We start from the raw sequence: 16,313 nt of genomic DNA on the forward strand, positions 1-16,313 counted from the left end.
TAAGAAATAAACAAATATGTAAATATTGAAAATCAGTTTTGCTTTTTCCACCAATTGAAAACTTCGCAGCCAAATACTGCGCCGCTGCAAGATTTAAAATCTAAGTAATGATCTTTAATCTTAACCAATTTCACATTATTTTCGAAAATATATTCGGATATTACCAGTTGTCCTGAAGTAGTAGATGAAAGTAGCGAATATGTTAAAAAAAGTAGCTGGTCATCATAGTCTGGATAGCTTCTAATAATATCATTCTCATAATAACCACTAAAAAATGGCGAATTCCCTAAAACGCCTGTAGGTAAGTAGCGCCAACTAGGTTCATAAAATTCTGAACCACTGACAAAAAAAGAAAATTTATTATCATCTTTAACAACATTCTCTGCAATATCGTTGATGAATATGGGCATATTTTTATTTAGTAAAAGACTCGCTTCTAGCAAAAAATCTAACACCAAGGTGGCATGTATCGTGTCTTCAAATAAAAGGTCACTAGTTGCGAGTTGAGAGGGCCGTGTTTGGCTAGAAAATCTAGAAGAATCCCATCCATCATAGAATGATGATGGCCAGTAGCGCCAGATAATAGTATCAGAATTAGCTTGAAGATCTTCCGTAAATTTATTAAATAATATTTCAACACGGTTGTAATATGAAATATCATTAGTCATCTCATACAATTTTATAAGAACCAGGCCCAAAGCAAACTGCTGATTATATGGCATTACTATGCCGTCATAATCCACATCTGAAGTGCTCTGTATTCTATACTCATGATAATCTTCGTACCATTGATCCTCATAAAACTCAATCATTCTCTTTGCTTTAAGAAGGATATCATTGGAAGTATTATACTCACCTAGAATACTAAGTCCTGTTAGAATAGCATTCCAAATAAGACCATTATCAACTGCAAAGGCAATCTCACTAGTACCAGAAATGGAATACTTCTTACTATATAGAAGTCCATTTTCATCAAACTTTGACACTATTTCTTGAACAGATTGCTTTAACAACAACTTAATCTCTGGTTGCCGAAATTTTTTATATAAAACACTCAATGATTGCAGTCTATAAGACTGATTATTCGACACCCTTCCAAGGTAATCATTTGAAAAACTAAAAGGCTCATTACCTTGTTCAACGAAGAGTTTTTTGAGCGCCCAAAAATAATGTAGAGCACCACTTGATCCTCTTACGCTATATAACCGTTCCATATTATTATTGGAACCGGAGATGTAAATAGATTCTTCGAAACTCTCGACGAAAACTTGAGTAAAAGCACGGTCGAATACCTTAAATTCATATGTAAGGGTATCTGAATAAAAGAAAACTCCAGCTATGTAATTTTTAGCTCTAAAAATAGCATTAGAAAAGGAACGAGATGGCTGACAATTATGTTGAACTTCTGATAAATCCATTTTACAAATATACTGTCTATCTGATAAGAACTTCAGCCAATAAAGTATCCCATCAACTAAAACGGGGGAATAGTGATAACCCAACCCGACATGCAGTTGCTTACCATTAAGGATAATATTAGTTTGTGTATTAGAATTTTTAACTTCAACCCAAACGACATCATTGCCAAATACATCTAAATCATACTTAAGGCTTTCACTATTAGTAATTCTAATCCCGTCTCTATAAACATTAGAATTACCTTCTTTATCAAACCTAATAGAGTAATGAATATCTGTATAAAAAACAGACGATAATACAGGTGAAATTAGCGTGCTGTCCCCATCAGACTTGCACGATGAAAGTAGTAACAAACTCAGTAAAAAAAAAAATATTTTTTTATCCAATTCGAACTTCCCGATACACAGCAATAATTAGACCTACGAAAAGACCTGAGATTAACCCAAGAGCAAGGAGTAGTTTTAAATTAGGCCAAACCCGTTTTACAGGTGCGACTGCCTCGTCAAAAATAGTTATACCAAAGTTTGGTTCAGATTCAGTAACCAACTTATCAATCAAAAGTTGTAATAGACGATCATTCAACGCGACTTTAACTTCTACAGACAATGTATTGGACTGCAATCGATTTTCTACCAGGACAATCGTATTACTCAATGATCTCAATTTTAACTCTTGCAATCTAGAGTTAGCATGAATTGCAACTTTGTTAGCCCAGTCAGCTGCCTCGGCTGGATTGGTCCAACGAGATGATATAACAAGATGCCCATAGTCATAATCATACCTAGTTGAAAAAATATTCCTAAACGATCTGATTGCTGCCCAATCTTCAGAACCTTCAGCAACCCAAGTACCTCCGTCGTACGAATCAGAGTTTACTACCTGACTGATTCCGCTACTTATCATAAAATCTATGGCAAATGAACTACCAGACATTAATGATTGAATCTGCTTCTCTGAGCTACTTAAGGTATTTCCACTCAATATTGAACTTACATCAGGTACGCCAGAGAAACTAAATCCACTACTAATGTTTTTTATAGGAGAACCAATTATAACTTCTGCTTGATACATGGTAGTCATCAATTTTGACGATAATAATGAAATACCACCACCTAAAACACAGCATATCATTATAATGTATTTAGAACGCCAGACAATTTTAAAAAAGTCTGACAATTTCAAATAACTTTCATTGTAGGGTGATTTCATTATCGATGCCTTTGTTCGATGATTTATTCAATTCAAGTTTTTTAGTACAAAACTTCATCAAATCCTGATCATGTGTTACTACAATAACTATTCTGTCTTTAGATAAATCTTGAATAAGTCGACCGATAGCATTAGTCATATCCAAATCTAGTGCTGCACTTGGTTCATCAAGGATTAAAATACTTTTATCGAAATATAGTACTCTGGAGATTGCTAGTCTATGTTTCTGGCCTCCAGAAAGCATACGTCCAGAATCCCCCACGTGTCTGTTGAGACCTTCAGGACTATCGACATAAAGACTATTCAAGCCTACCCGGTCGAGAGAAGATTTTACTAAACCTAAATCGATGTCAGGCTCTGCTAAACCCAAGGCTACATTCTCCGAAAGACTTGCAGACAAGAGGAAGCAACTCTGTGGGATATACATAATGTGCTCTCTTGAAAAGTCTATAGAGCTTGAGTGCACTAACTTAACACCGTTGACTTTGACTGTCCCTTTACCTGGAGGTAATAGTCCGAGCATAACTTTTAACAATGTTGTCTTTCCTGTTCCTGATGGCCCTACAATTCCTAAAACATCACCTTTAACAAGTTTGAAGTCTATACCTTCGAAAATATTCTTTCCACCACCATAAGAGAACGCTAAATCCAACATTTCAAATGAGTCAACATTAGGTCCTTTTAACGTAACACAATCAACTGAACCAGACTTACTCAAAAATTTATCATTGTCTTCAGACTTTACTAAGGACTTGTCAAGTGAGTCTAATAACAACTCAATGTCGTTGAGCAGTGGCTCAGAAAATCTTATTTTATTGACATAATTTATTATGTTATTTATTACTGGTATAAGTCTAACAATTCCAATGCCAAAAGCGCCTGCAATCGCACCAACATCAACTAAACTTGCGCTTGTACTAAAAGCCCAAAATGAACCAATAACAAAAGAAAGAACGACTACAAACTCTAATAAATATCTTGGTATCGCTTGTAAAACATAGAATTTTGCTCCTGTTGTGGCGAATCGATGTGAGCTCATGTCTATTTTGTTTACAAAGTAACTACCTAAATTATGAACTTTTGTTTCAACGAATCCATCAATTGACTGCCTTGCCGACTCTATAACATTTTCTTGCGCATTTAACATTTCTTTGGAATATCCTGTCGAGCGTTTTCTTGTCACAAAAGCGAATAAGATCCCCAGGACCATCATCATCGAAAATAGAAAAATAGCTACGTGAGTATCAATTATTATTAATGTTGCAATAATCAAAGTAAATACAACTATTTCCGTCACCAACCTAATAGATGAATGAAGGCCCTCTTCAATAAACCTAGGTATCGACGTAACAACTGTCTGTATTAGTTTACTAGGTTCTTGTTTTAAGTACTCTAAATAGCTAAGAGAGAAAAATGAAGTGACTACTTTCTTTGTTAACTGAACTTGTTTATTGGAAATAAATATCACAACCCAGTACTGAACAGATAAAGAAACCAACACTTTGATAATAGATGCTATAAGTAGCGTAAATAAGGCGATTTCTGCTATGTGTTCTACAGGAATACCAAAAGTTGCAAGTTTTGATATTATCGGAGATGAACCTTCAAATGCAGCGGCTATACTTATAGGAATTAAACCTATGACTAGGGCATCTAATAACCCTGAAATACTTATAAAAAGTACAATTGTAATATACTTAAAACTTGTAACTTCAGCAATCTTAAGAATCTTCTTTAAATAGCTTATCATATATTCAACATTGATTTTATTGAGGTTTCAGGGTAGCTAATCATAATCCCTTTTGTCTTACTTGAATAAACAAATATACTACCCGCAGCTGCACCAGTGACACCTTTTATATCAAGTAATTCTCTTACATGATCAATAGACCCCGCTCCTCCACATACTACACATGGCACATCAATTTCATTTGTTAAACTTCGAATATGTTCTATGTCATAGCCGTTCATTAAACCATCAGCATCAGCGTAATTAATAAAAATTTCGCCAACACCTGCTTTTTTAAGTTTAAGTAAATGTGATGACATATCTAACTTCATTATTTTTTGCGAAGAAGAATTAAACAAGTGATAATTACCAAAAAAGCTCTTTTTTATTGTTACACCAGACACAACGGAGCTTGAACCAAATCTGCTAGCTGCCTCTTGAACAAGTAGATAATCATCGTTATAGTTATGTGAATCTATACATACCTTTTCAATGCCCATGCGGTAGAGCTTTGACATAGTCTGTATGTCTTTAACTCCACCTGCATAAGTAATAGGGATAAAGCACTCATAGACGATTTCCTCTAGCATTTTGAAATTAACACCATTTGATGATGCGCTCTTATCACAAATGACTAGTTCATCAACCTCTTTGTCCGAAAAGATTCTTGCTGCGTTAATAGGGTCGCCAATATAAGTTTCATTCTTAAATCGCACGGTTTTAACTAAGCGCTTATTATTAATCAAAAGTACAGGTATTACTCTTTTTTCAAACACAGCTCAACTCCAGTACGCTTTTAAAGAGAGCCATTCCATTCTTTCCACTTTTTTCTGGGTGAAATTGAAAGCCGAAAATATTTTTATTTCTAACTGCCGATATGAAACTACTACCGTAAACAGTTTTTGACAGAATGTACTCTTCATCACATTCAAAATGATAAGAGTGTACGAAGTAGAAACGTCCTGGCTCATCCCAGTTTTCAGAGAATGGGAGCTGCTTAAATTCGACTCTGTTCCACCCCATGTGAGGGACAGGAAGTTTCGTATCACAACCCGTAAAATTAAACTTTTTTACGTAGCCAGGGATCATACCAAGCCCATCCAACTTACCCTCCTCGCTACCATTTGAAAGTATTTGCATTCCTAAACAAATCCCAACAAAAACATTACCAGGTAAAGACACATATGCCTCTAACCTTTGTCTTAGCGAACTGCTATTTATTATCTGCATAGCAGTGTCAAAAGCGCCAACACCAGGAAGTATTACTAAATCGAACTCTTCTAAATCGCATTCAAGAGATAAAAGCTCGGCATTAGCGCCAAGCCTCCTAATTAGATTCACAACCGAGCTGAAATTTCCAACTCCTAAATCAATTACACCTATCCTACGATCCATTTTTAACCCGCTTAACATTTGCACCACGAAGACCAATCCTATTCAAAATAGGAATTTTCTTTATAATCTTCCAATACTTTGCTAATACTCTAAAGTATTTCTCATCAGACTTGTAAAAATCATGAGGCTTAGGAGACCTTTTCATTATTTCTTCAAATTCTGACTTGTCAAAACCAATTTTTTTGCAGAAATATTCTATATCGTTTCGCAGTTCTTGAACTGTATATAACGGCTCTTCTAATTTGACTAGTACGTCCTCTCTCGTCATTTCGCCATTTCTAATTAGAGCTGAGTAATGCGAAATTCTTTTATCTACTTTGAACTTTTCGGGCAAAATGTATGCTTGATAAAATTTTGTGAAGAAAGATTCGTAATGTTTTCCTGGGTACTCTCTCCAATCATACTCTCTTTTTAGAACTTCTATGGCCTCAAGCTTTTTAAAATCAATGTAATCAAGTATCGTAATACTCTCTATACCTACATCTCCTTTAAGACGATTAAACAAAATGTCGAATGAACTGTATCTTGGGAAAGTTTTAATTTTAACTTCACCAAACTTACTATGAATATCCTTAATATTCATCCAATCAGCCTTTCTCCACGACCAAGAAATGGGCATTCCACTCTCCGTCGCAACATTTGAGCCAGACAGGGCATATTTGATCCCAAATTTCTTTGAAATTTTCAACATTGTCGCTGTTATAGCATGGTCTGAGACCATCTCAATATCCACTACGTCTGAACGAATAAAAGCTTTTTGAATGTCCCTAAACTCGTCCCAATCTACTACAAGAGTGTGAAGGTCAAAGCCATTTTTAGTTATAATTTTATTTATATTGTCCACTGCTAATTCAGTATTCCAACCATTATCGAAATGAACAACTAATGGTCTTAGTCCGTGCATCTTGGCTAAGTGGGCAACATAAGAACTGTCGACTCCACCACTCATTCCCATTACACAATCGTACTGCTTGCCTTTACCGTCGCTTTTAATTTTTTCAATAATTGATTGAAATTGACTTGGATAGTTCTCAATTCTTTTAAACTCGCTTTCAACATCGATACAGTAATTACATACACCATTTTCATCGAGTTGAAAATCTGGATCATTTAGTTCATTTTGAACACATACTTTACAGATTTTCATAAACACTACCTTTTTTAACGTTAACCTTCGAAAGGCCAATAATTATACCAAAAACCATCCAAACATACGGATATGCGAAAGATCTCGAAATTAATAATTCAAGTAAAAATGCAATGAGCAAAATAGCGAAGTATTTTACATTAGTATTTTTCAAAAACAAAACAGCGAATGCACTTTTAGTAGCAAAATAAATTAAAAAACAAAAACCAATAATTCCATACTGAAGCCAATATGACATCACATTGTGTATGTACTTACCTGTGTGATTAAAGTGTTCTAGCTGCCAAAGTATATTTCCGAATATATAATTATTCTTCAGATATAAAGCACCTACAAACAACAAGTCTTCTCTACTCGACAGTGACGTTGTAAGACTTCTATCTACCAGCCAACCTAAATGTCTAAAATCTTTGAGTAGAGATGTCATTTCTGTCTTGAAAATCGCAAACAACAAAACTGGCAAAGACACTAAAATTACTAAGCTGAAAAATACTCTAATATTTGACCAAAAAACAACCCAGAACAAATAAATAACTGATCCTGCAACTAAACAAATAAAGGAAGTTCGACTGTACATTAGAGCTTGAATTAAAATAATAAAAAACAACCAGAAATACTGTTTCGATTTGAAGAGATAATAAACACCAATGCTTGAGTAAAAAAGGAACAAATCTGATAGAGTTAGATAACTAGAATCACCATCACCGCTACCAAACCCTAAAATAGCAGCTATATCGCCTTTAATGGCTAATAGAAAAAAAATCATTAAAGAAACTGGTTTGATAAAAGACAAAATGAATTCAATATTTCTTTCTACCCATCTGCCATCGTAAAACAACATCCTTCCAGTAAAATAATATATGAAAAAATTTGAACCGATTTCAAAATAAAGTAAAAATACGCGATAATCATACTCTAAGAATAACACAGCGATAAAAGCTGATAATATTGCATAAATTGAAAAAAACAAAACATAGAGCAAGTCTTTTGGAATTAGTTTAATAGTGTATGTACACGCCAAACTCCCTAGCAAAAGAAATAGAGAATTAACTGGCCCCATAACTATTAACGAGATTATCGTAGGTAAATCAGCTATAAAAAAGTTAAAAATTATTTGAAACAAAAAGAGGTAAACGAAAACACACCTTGAGTAGAAAATATAAAATGGCATGTTAACGTTTACCAACAATCCAGAGTTCAATTAAAATTCCACAACATTTTTAAAACTACTGAATTGTTCTTCTGCACACAATACTTTTGCCGCATGATGAGAGTTGCGTTTCAAAACTTTAATATCATCATAAGTTAAGGAATTTATTTTCGCTGACAATGTTTCAACGTCGGCACTTGCACTATATATTCCGTTATTAAACTCATCTATTATATAATGAGACTCGACAATACCACCAATTGCGAGACACAATCTTGATTGAACGAACTCAAATATTTTATTACTTAGAGAGTACTTAAGATTAAATGTAGTATCTGGAAACATACAAAGACCAATATCATATTTGTTACCCACACTTATCAATTCTTTGCTTTCTATAGGGGGCAGCAAATTCACATTTTTTCTACTTTTCGCTAAGTCTGCAATAAATCTACCATATTCGTCTGAATAATCGCTCATAAGATACATATCTAAAATAAATCTATCATCTAACTTATCCATGAGATATATCATATCTTCAATTTTTCTATTAGCACCCGAATGACCATGATGAATTAACTTTATTATTTCACCTGTATTCGCCGGCTCAAGGTCATGGTAGTTTGCATAACTTGGTAGAAAATAAACCTCTTTATGAGATATTTTCCTGTACTCTTCGCATAGCTTTCTTGACACTGAAAATAGTTTATCGACTTTAGGAGTGTAACTGTATGTTAACCAGGTCATTATCGGCTTTTGAATTAATCGCCAGACAAAATTGTGTTCGAATTGCCGAGGATAGAACTCTCTTGCATCTAGAACAACTCGAGTTTCACACTCTCCTTTTAATTCAAACACTAAAGGGAGCAATAGGATATCTGATGATATAATAACATCCCACTTTTCATTCACTGGCGGGTTAAAAATTGGAAATTTTTTTAAATATCTTTCAAAAATCTTATATTGTCTAAGTAGAAGTAAAAGTGCAAGCCATGCGGATTTTATCTTTGAAGAAGAAAAACGTTTCAATTTATAGTGCTTCTTCACATTGTCTAGTTCTAAAGAACTCAAATCAGAATCCTTACTAACCACCGAAACTTCCACGTCCATTTTGTTCAACCATCTTAACATTTTGCGTGGTCTAGGATCAGATATAACCTCTGAGTTAGTAACTAGTAAATATCTTTTTCTTGCATTCATTTTATATTTCACGCCTGCATTAATTTTTTGATTTTCGTAGGTAGGGATGCATTGGCAAACTAAAAACCTGCTTCGCTAACCTTGATGCTACAGGTAGATCGTCGTCAGTGTAGGCTAACTGCTTAAACGCTGTTTGTTGGTGCATACAGGTACCATAATAAATCATCGTGGGCACACCTTCAGCTTTGTACCGAGCCATTTCTGCATCACGATTCTCACTGATTAAGGTATATTGTGCCCAGGAACTAAGAAATCCTTCGGGTACAAGTGGGGTAATGTATTTGGTTGCTAAAGATTCGTTATAATTTACTGCAGCCCTGTTTCTTGCAATAAGCTCGGTCGGAAACTCAGCAAGTTTCTCAAGTAATACTGCCGCTTGAATGGTATCCAAACGACTATTAATGCCGATGCGCACGTTGTCGTATTTATCTTTACCTTTACCGTGTACCCGATATGAGCGAAACAACGCGGCATATTCGTCACTATTTGTAAATATCGCACCACCATCGCCATAGCAACCTAGAGGTTTAGCCGGGAAAAAGCTGGTAGTGGCCATATCGCCAAAACTACCTGCCCGTTTTCCATTAATTTCCCCGCCAAAGCCCTGAGCTGCATCTTCAATAAGTTTCAAGCCATACTTAGCTGCGATGGTTTCTAATTCAGGATAGTTTGCTGGTAAACCAAATAAATCGACTGCAATAATTGCCTTTGGTACCAATTTACCTTCAGCTATAACCGCTTGAATACGCTTTTCCAAATCTTGCGGACATATATTGAATGTTCGTTCGTCAGAATCGACAAAGACAGGTGTAGCACCAGCATAGGCAATTACTTCAGCGGTAGCAAAGAAAGTAAAGGTAGGACAAAACACCGCATCACCTGGTTTTATATCCAACACCATCATAGTGAGCTGCAAAGCATCAGTACCGTTAGCACAGCTTATACAATGCTTAACGCCAACATACTCAGCCAGTCTTTGCTCCAATTCTTCTACTTCAGGCCCCATTATATAATGGCCATGATCAAGCACTGTCTGGATACGTTTATCAATGCGCTGCTTTAAATGCTGATACTGAGCTGCTAAATCAATGAACTGCATGTTAGCTAACCTTACTTAGTGTGTTATTTATTAATGTGTATTTTACACCAGTATGCTGACAAACCGCTTCGCCATCGCCAGATACTGGCAAGCTTAAACGCTCACCAAACTCGCTCATCCAGCCAACTTGCTTCGCCGGCACACCAACCATTAGCGCATATGCAGGAACATCCTTATTGATAACAGCACCTGCACCAACAAATGCAAACTCACCAATTGTTACTCCACAGACGATAGTACAATTGGCACCAAGGGTAGCGCCTTTTTTCACCAGCGTATCGCGATATTCGTCCTTGCGCTCAACTAAAGAACGGGGATTGTATACATTTGTAAAAACCATACTTGGGCCACAGAATACGCCCTCTTCCAAATGCACATTATCGTACACCGAAACATTGTTCTGAATTTTACATTTGTCACCAATGGTAACTTTATTACCAACAAAAACGTTTTGGCCAAGAGAAACGCCTTTGCCAATTATTGCCCCTCCACATACATGGACAAAATGCCAGACGCGAGAGCCTTCACCAATAACTGCACCCGTGTCTACAATAGCGCTAGGATGTAACTGATAATTACTCATATTACTTAACCAGTTTTGACACAAACGGATGGAAGTCTCCAACCAGAGGACTTAATGCAGCCTCACGAATATGGGCCACAGTTTCAATTGCCACACGGTTTTCCTCCAGGCCAAAACCTTTGCCGGCCAGAATCTCTCGATAGCTTACAGTATGCAAATCAGTAAAGCCGTCAGAAAACTCTATTGATTCACCATCGGCCGTAATGGCACGATAAGTGCGCTGACCTGCGGCACGAACATCTGCTGGAATATCATTGACATCTACTGAAAGGAACCAACGCACCCTGGCTTTCTCATATTCCAGATATCCAGCGGCTTTAGTCGGTGAATTAAAATGTACTTTATTATCTAGCAGCTTGCCAAACACAAAATGCAACATGTCGTAAAAATGCACACCAATATTGGTAGAAATACCGCCAGATTTTTTATCATCGCCTTTCCAAGATTGCAGATACCAATGTCCGCGTGACGTGATATAAGTTAAATCGACATCAAACTTTTTATCCGCCGGGCTAGCAGCAACTTTTGCTTTTAGCGCAATAATGGCTGGATGTAAGCGCAGTTGCAGAATGGTGTGAACTTTTTTACCTGTTTCACGCTCAATTTCCTGTAAACCGTCAATATTCCATGGGTTTAATACCAGTGGCTTTTCACAAATCGCGTCAGCGCCGGCACGTAATGCAAAACGCATATGAGAATCATGCAAATAGTTAGGAGAGCAAATGCCAACATAATCCACTTGTCTTCCGTTGTTTGCCCGGCGGAGTTTATCGATATGGCGATCAAATCTTTCAAACTCAGTAAAAAAGTCAGCGTCAGGGAAATGGCTGTCGATGATACCAACAGAATCATTTTTATCCAACGCAGCAACCAGGTTATTGCCAGTTTCTTTAATTGCTTTCATGTGACGAGGCGCTATGTAACCTGCGGCACCGATTAGTGCAAAATTTTTCATAAATTAGCTCTCTGAATTTTAAAAACGAATATCTACCAGATTTTTATCAAGTATGTATTTTAAATCATAAATAACGCTATCAGGCCGGCAAAACTTCCTGATGCCTGTTGCGCCCAAAGTTTTAAATTCGTTATGGCCAACAGCCAATATAACGGCATCATAATTACCATGAACAGGTGCTACTACTGGCGTAATTCCATACTCATGCTGCGACTCAGCCGCATCAACCCAGGGGTCGAAAACATCAGCCTGTACGCCATATTCGTTTAATTCTGTGAGAATATCTACAACCTTGGTGTTGCGAATGTCGGGACAATTCTCTTTAAACGTCAGCCCCATAACCAGCACTCTTGCACCGTCAACATGTATGCGCTTTTTCAACATGGCTTTAACCAGTTCACTTACAACATACTGTCCCATACTGTCATTAATACGCCGTCCAGCCAGTATAACTTCTGGATGATAGCCAACAGATTGTGCCTTGTGAGTTAGATAGTAAGGGTCGACACCAATACAGTGGCCGCCAACTAAACCAGGCCTAAACGGCAAGAAGTTCCACTTAGTACCAGCGGCTAATAATACCTCTTCAGTATCTATACCCAACTTATTAAAAATTACTGCCAACTCGTTAATAAGTGCAATGTTTAAATCACGCTGAGTGTTTTCAATTACTTTAGCCGCTTCTGCAACCTTTATTGAACTTGCTTTATAAGTACCGGCCGTAATGATGCTGCGATAAAGGCTGTCGACAAATTCCGCAACCTCCACATTAGAACCTGACGTTACTTTTTTAATAGTGGTAACACGGTGTTCTTTATCACCCGGGTTTATTCGCTCAGGGCTATAACCAGCAAAAAAGTCTACATTGTATTTAAGGCCAGATACACGTTCGATAACCGGAATACAGTCTTCTTCGGTGGCACCCGGGTATACCGTAGACTCATAGATTACAACATCTCCGGCTTTAATAACCTTACCAAGAGTTTCAGAGGCTTTAATTAATGGTGTTAGATCTGGCTGGCGGTGTTCATCAATAGGAGTAGGTACCGTTACAATAAATACATTGGCAGTGGTTAAATCTTCAATATTGCAGCTATACGTAAGATCTTTCGCTTCTGATAACTCCTCAGCGCTGACTTCTAACGTATGATCCTGGCCATTTTTCAATTCAGCCACTCGCGACTGATTAATATCAAAGCCTAAAGTGGAAAAGTGTTTTCCAAACTCAACTGCTAAAGGTAAACCGACATATCCTAAACCGATTATCGCTAATTTTGTTTCATTTAAGCTCAACATCTAAATATCCAAATTTTAAAATACTATTTGCAGTTTAAACAACATAATAATACGACTAAACTAGTTAATATATTATCCAGCACTATACTCGTTATGCACATAGATATTTTGTGCTGTTTTAACTAATTACCCGTAACTATATTTTGTTTCTTAGAATCTTTGATATATATTTCGAAAATTTTTCCGAAGTTATTTTTGGAACTAACCACTATCTAAATCAGCATTAGAAAAGTACTTTTTTCTAATACTATCCTAATTTTCTTAATGCTAGCTTTTGACGCTAACATTTTCATAATGCTCACCCCGAAATCTATTTACTCCACTTACTAATTACGACTAGTAGTAATTAATAACGCACTCGATTGCGCTAATTCTACTTGTTGAAATCGAGCAACTTAAAGAGTTGCAAACTCGAATTAGGATATGTAACTTATCCTAATTAAAACGAATTAAGCGCTGCGATGGCGACGGCAGTTTGATAGAAAATCTGGGTAACCTGGGCCCACATGCTTAAACTGTCTTTATACTCGGTATCAAGTGGCGCAATAATAGTATCTCCTGGTTGCAAACGGGTGCTGGATACAGCAAACCAGTTACTTTGCGGAATAACCACTGAGCCATCGGCACGAATGACATAGACCCGCTCTTCATCAGCACGTTTACGCAGGCCACCAGCCAGTTTCAGATAATCGTTTAGTGACATGGCCGGGTTAAAGCGGTGGCTACTGGGGTGTTGTACTTCGCCCAGAATAGCAACCGTGTTGTTTATTCTGGGGATAGTCAGCATATCGCCATCCTGTACCCGGATAATATGGCTTGGGTTACCGGCAATAATACTTTCCAAATCAATAACCAATCGTCCGACAGGTTTTTGCTGTTCTAATTCACTGAGCATAGCGCCAGCATCGGCTACCGCTAGCGCCGGCCCTTCGGCGGTAAGGGCTTTGGCCGCAATATCTGCCCGCAGCTGGCTAATTAGCTTGGTCATTTGCTCGCTTTCACTTTCCTGAATTACTTCCCGGGTAAATACAGCGCCGCCGCTAAAGGCGTTAGCCGTTAAGCCGCCAGCGCGCTTAATAACGTCGGCCAGGCTTTCGTGTTGCTGAATGGTATAAACACCTGGGAACCGCACTTCGCCGCGTAAAGTAATGTTACGGGTAAAGTTCCAGTCAGGCGTTTGAAAAACATTTAACGTATCGCGGCTGGTTAACTCTGGATTGTAGTCACCGCTAAAAACGGCATTAAGATTTAGCGCGATATGGTTTGTTTCCACAGCACCGAGCGCGTCGTTATATTCTGCCCGGGTAAGCTCTGCCCTATTGGCAAAAGCCGATTGTGCCAGACCGCCGGCAGCGATAATTAAATCGCTTACTTTTGCATTTCTAGTCAGTGGATAGCTGCCTGCTACTTTAACATTACCGGCCACATTAACAATTTGTGGCTGCAAGTTATACCGTGCCTGCTGCTCGAGTTTGGTCATAACTGGCACTAATAACTCAGTACGGGTTAAATGCGCCGTATAAGGCAGCAAGCGGCTGTCGAACATATACTGCTGCTTAACGCGGTTCAAATGATATTCAATTTGCTGTGCCTGTTCGACGGTAAAAAAACCAAAGTCGGTTTCTTGTAATACCAGCGCTGCCGGCTCATCGAAACTTTGTACGGTAAGTTTTTCCAGCTCAGTAAATAGCTGCTTGCGCTGATAACTGCCATCGCCGTGTGGAAACACTAACAACATATCCCGAGCCTGCAAGGTTAAATTGCTGACACTGGAAGGTTCGGTTATGGCCCGGCCTAAATTAAACTGGATAACTTCAATATCGCCTGCGTTACTGCGCTCACGAACAATAAGTGCGTAATCAAGATCGGCCACCATATGCACGCCAGACCATAAGGTGGGTAACACGTCTGCCACCCTTAAACCCTGCTGCCAGGCAAACTGTCCCGGTCTTATAACGGCACCAGCCACGGTAATACTGTTTTCGACCCGGGGGGAGGTGGTCGCGATGGTTAACACATCGCCATTTTTGGCCAATGTGCCAGCATCTTTACCACTTGTTAAATCCAGGGTCAGTAAGTCACGCATATTGTCGTTATTAAAACGCTGTAGCACTGCGTTGCGCGGATAGGCACCAGCTTTGCTGCCACCGGCCATTTGCAGTACATTGGCCAGGGTTTCATTACCTTTAAGCTCATAAATTGCCGGACGCTGTACTTCACCTATTACTTCAACTAATGCTTTAACCGGCTCAACAAATACCACATCGCCATGCTGCAGATTGACATCTGTGATAGCGTTGCCTTTTAGCAATAATTCATACAAATCAACGTTAGCCAGCGTTTTGCCGGCGCGATTAACTTTAATGTGCCGCAGACTGCCGATATCAGAGACGCCGCCGGCCACAAACAAGGCCTGGGTTACGGTAGTCAGTGCTGACACAGCGTACACGCCGGGCTGTTTAGCTTCGCCGGCAATAATAATATTAATGGTGCGTAGCTGGCCCATGGTAACAGCAGCGTTGACACCAATTTTGGCATTTTGCACCCGCTCGGTAATCAGCTCGCGCGCCTGATTAAAGCGCATACCGCTGACATTAATGGTGCCAATTTCTGGCAGGCTGATGCTGCCGTCACGATTAACTGCTAATTCATAACTGGTGTTCTCTTTACCAAACAACTGCAATTCCAGGCTGTCTTCCGGGCCCAGAATATAGCTATCCGGCACCGGTACATTGGTAACAGGGGCAAAAGTACTGATTTCGCTGTTAAATAGCTTTAGACCGAAGCGCTCTGGCTGTTTATCCGCTACTGCCTGGCGATTATTGCTATTACGTTCAGGCTGTACCACACGCTCTGGCTGACGCAGTTGCTGTTCTAGCGGTTGGATGGGTGCAGTTTCACTGGTACTGCCCTGGTTGGCGTTGCCAGCCATTGCAGGCAGATCATAACCATACTGTTTGGCTAATCGTTCTTGCTCTGCCCGCGGCAGCTTTTGAAATTGCTCAATCATCGCCGGCGAAATTGCCTGAGCAGATACCGTTGCAGCAGTTAACCCTAAGGTTAATGCCAGAAAACTAAGTTGGACAAATCTAAGCACCCGGAAACTCCGTTTTAATTGTGTATTTCATTTA

Annotated in this window: 13 protein-coding genes; all 13 read right to left on the reverse strand. The window is 38.4% G+C overall.

Translation table 11 applies throughout. The annotated features are described in order from the left end of the window. Positions 1 to 32: 32 nt before the first annotated feature. The 13 genes from B2X65_RS04555 to B2X65_RS04615 all read right to left on the reverse strand — a co-directional run bounded on the left by B2X65_RS04555 (position 33) and on the right by B2X65_RS04615 (position 16,279). The gene (locus B2X65_RS04555) at positions 33 to 1,805 is read right to left on the reverse strand and encodes a hypothetical protein (RefSeq protein WP_290610946.1); all 1,773 of its coding nucleotides are present in this window, start codon (positions 1,803 to 1,805) and stop codon (positions 33 to 35) included. Further along, complete coding sequence (locus tag B2X65_RS04560; RefSeq protein WP_290610947.1) at positions 1,798 to 2,628, reverse strand: Wzz/FepE/Etk N-terminal domain-containing protein; 831 nt, start codon at positions 2,626 to 2,628, stop codon at positions 1,798 to 1,800. Before B2X65_RS04560 ends, B2X65_RS04555 begins: the two co-directional genes overlap by 8 nt. Next, the gene (locus tag B2X65_RS04565) at positions 2,609 to 4,378 is read right to left on the reverse strand and encodes an ATP-binding cassette domain-containing protein (RefSeq protein WP_290610948.1); all 1,770 of its coding nucleotides are present in this window, start codon (positions 4,376 to 4,378) and stop codon (positions 2,609 to 2,611) included. The genes B2X65_RS04560 and B2X65_RS04565 overlap by 20 nt, the downstream gene beginning before the upstream one ends. Beyond that, positions 4,375 to 5,133: a HisA/HisF-related TIM barrel protein gene (locus B2X65_RS04570; RefSeq protein ID WP_290610949.1), complete on the reverse strand. Its 759-nt coding sequence runs from the start codon at positions 5,131 to 5,133 to the stop codon at positions 4,375 to 4,377. The genes B2X65_RS04565 and B2X65_RS04570 overlap by 4 nt, the downstream gene beginning before the upstream one ends. After that, positions 5,126 to 5,752: an imidazole glycerol phosphate synthase subunit HisH gene (gene hisH / locus B2X65_RS04575; protein ID WP_290610950.1), complete on the reverse strand. Its 627-nt coding sequence runs from the start codon at positions 5,750 to 5,752 to the stop codon at positions 5,126 to 5,128. The genes B2X65_RS04570 and hisH overlap by 8 nt, the downstream gene beginning before the upstream one ends. Next, entirely contained in the window at positions 5,742 to 6,899 is a 1,158-nt protein-coding gene (locus B2X65_RS04580; RefSeq protein WP_290610952.1) for an N-acetyl sugar amidotransferase, read from the reverse strand. The genes hisH and B2X65_RS04580 overlap by 11 nt, the downstream gene beginning before the upstream one ends. Then, positions 6,886 to 7,959 carry a hypothetical protein gene (locus tag B2X65_RS04585; RefSeq protein ID WP_290610954.1) on the reverse strand — a complete coding sequence of 358 codons (1,074 nt, stop codon included), beginning with the start codon at positions 7,957 to 7,959 and terminating at the stop codon, positions 6,886 to 6,888. The genes B2X65_RS04580 and B2X65_RS04585 overlap by 14 nt, the downstream gene beginning before the upstream one ends. Before the next feature lie 141 nt (positions 7,960 to 8,100). Continuing rightward, the gene (locus tag B2X65_RS04590; RefSeq protein WP_290610956.1) at positions 8,101 to 9,249 is read right to left on the reverse strand and encodes a hypothetical protein; all 1,149 of its coding nucleotides are present in this window, start codon (positions 9,247 to 9,249) and stop codon (positions 8,101 to 8,103) included. A gap of 19 nt (positions 9,250 to 9,268) precedes the next feature. Further along, a complete protein-coding gene (locus B2X65_RS04595; protein ID WP_290610957.1) occupies positions 9,269 to 10,348 on the reverse strand; it encodes a DegT/DnrJ/EryC1/StrS family aminotransferase in 1,080 nt (359 codons plus the stop codon). A 1-nt stretch (position 10,349) separates the two neighbouring features. Beyond that, entirely contained in the window at positions 10,350 to 10,931 is a 582-nt protein-coding gene (gene wbpD / locus B2X65_RS04600; protein ID WP_290610958.1) for a UDP-2-acetamido-3-amino-2,3-dideoxy-D-glucuronate N-acetyltransferase, read from the reverse strand. 1 nt (position 10,932) lies between these two features. Then, on the reverse strand, positions 10,933 to 11,886 hold the full coding sequence (locus B2X65_RS04605) for a Gfo/Idh/MocA family oxidoreductase (protein ID WP_290610959.1): 954 nt from the start codon (positions 11,884 to 11,886) through the stop codon (positions 10,933 to 10,935). Between the two features lie 18 nt (positions 11,887 to 11,904). Next, the gene (gene tviB / locus B2X65_RS04610; RefSeq protein WP_290610960.1) at positions 11,905 to 13,182 is read right to left on the reverse strand and encodes a Vi polysaccharide biosynthesis UDP-N-acetylglucosamine C-6 dehydrogenase TviB; all 1,278 of its coding nucleotides are present in this window, start codon (positions 13,180 to 13,182) and stop codon (positions 11,905 to 11,907) included. 439 nt (positions 13,183 to 13,621) lie between these two features. Then, positions 13,622 to 16,279 carry an SLBB domain-containing protein gene (locus B2X65_RS04615; protein ID WP_290610961.1) on the reverse strand — a complete coding sequence of 886 codons (2,658 nt, stop codon included), beginning with the start codon at positions 16,277 to 16,279 and terminating at the stop codon, positions 13,622 to 13,624. Positions 16,280 to 16,313 lie beyond the last annotated feature (34 nt).

Source organism: Arsukibacterium sp. UBA3155, from assembly GCA_002364615.1.
In the GTDB taxonomy this organism is placed as follows: Bacteria; Pseudomonadota; Gammaproteobacteria; order Enterobacterales; family Alteromonadaceae; genus Alishewanella.

Bases quoted from the DNA above. Each gene is read 5' to 3' on its own strand.
- B2X65_RS04560 (WP_290610947.1), bottom strand. From the start codon at position 2,628: ATGAAATCACCCTACAATGAAAGTTATTTGAAATTGTCAGACTTTTTT.
- B2X65_RS04565 (WP_290610948.1), bottom strand. From the start codon at position 4,378: ATGATAAGCTATTTAAAGAAGATTCTTAAGATTGCTGAAGTTACAAGT.
- hisH (WP_290610950.1), bottom strand. From the start codon at position 5,752: ATGGATCGTAGGATAGGTGTAATTGATTTAGGAGTTGGAAATTTCAGC.
- B2X65_RS04580 (WP_290610952.1), bottom strand. From the start codon at position 6,899: ATGAAAATCTGTAAAGTATGTGTTCAAAATGAACTAAATGATCCAGAT.
- B2X65_RS04585 (WP_290610954.1), bottom strand. From the start codon at position 7,959: ATGGGGCCAGTTAATTCTCTATTTCTTTTGCTAGGGAGTTTGGCGTGT.
- B2X65_RS04590 (WP_290610956.1), bottom strand. From the start codon at position 9,249: ATGAATGCAAGAAAAAGATATTTACTAGTTACTAACTCAGAGGTTATA.
- B2X65_RS04595 (WP_290610957.1), bottom strand. From the start codon at position 10,348: ATGCAGTTCATTGATTTAGCAGCTCAGTATCAGCATTTAAAGCAGCGC.
- wbpD (WP_290610958.1), bottom strand. From the start codon at position 10,931: ATGAGTAATTATCAGTTACATCCTAGCGCTATTGTAGACACGGGTGCA.
- B2X65_RS04605 (WP_290610959.1), bottom strand. From the start codon at position 11,886: ATGAAAAATTTTGCACTAATCGGTGCCGCAGGTTACATAGCGCCTCGT.
- tviB (WP_290610960.1), bottom strand. From the start codon at position 13,182: ATGTTGAGCTTAAATGAAACAAAATTAGCGATAATCGGTTTAGGATAT.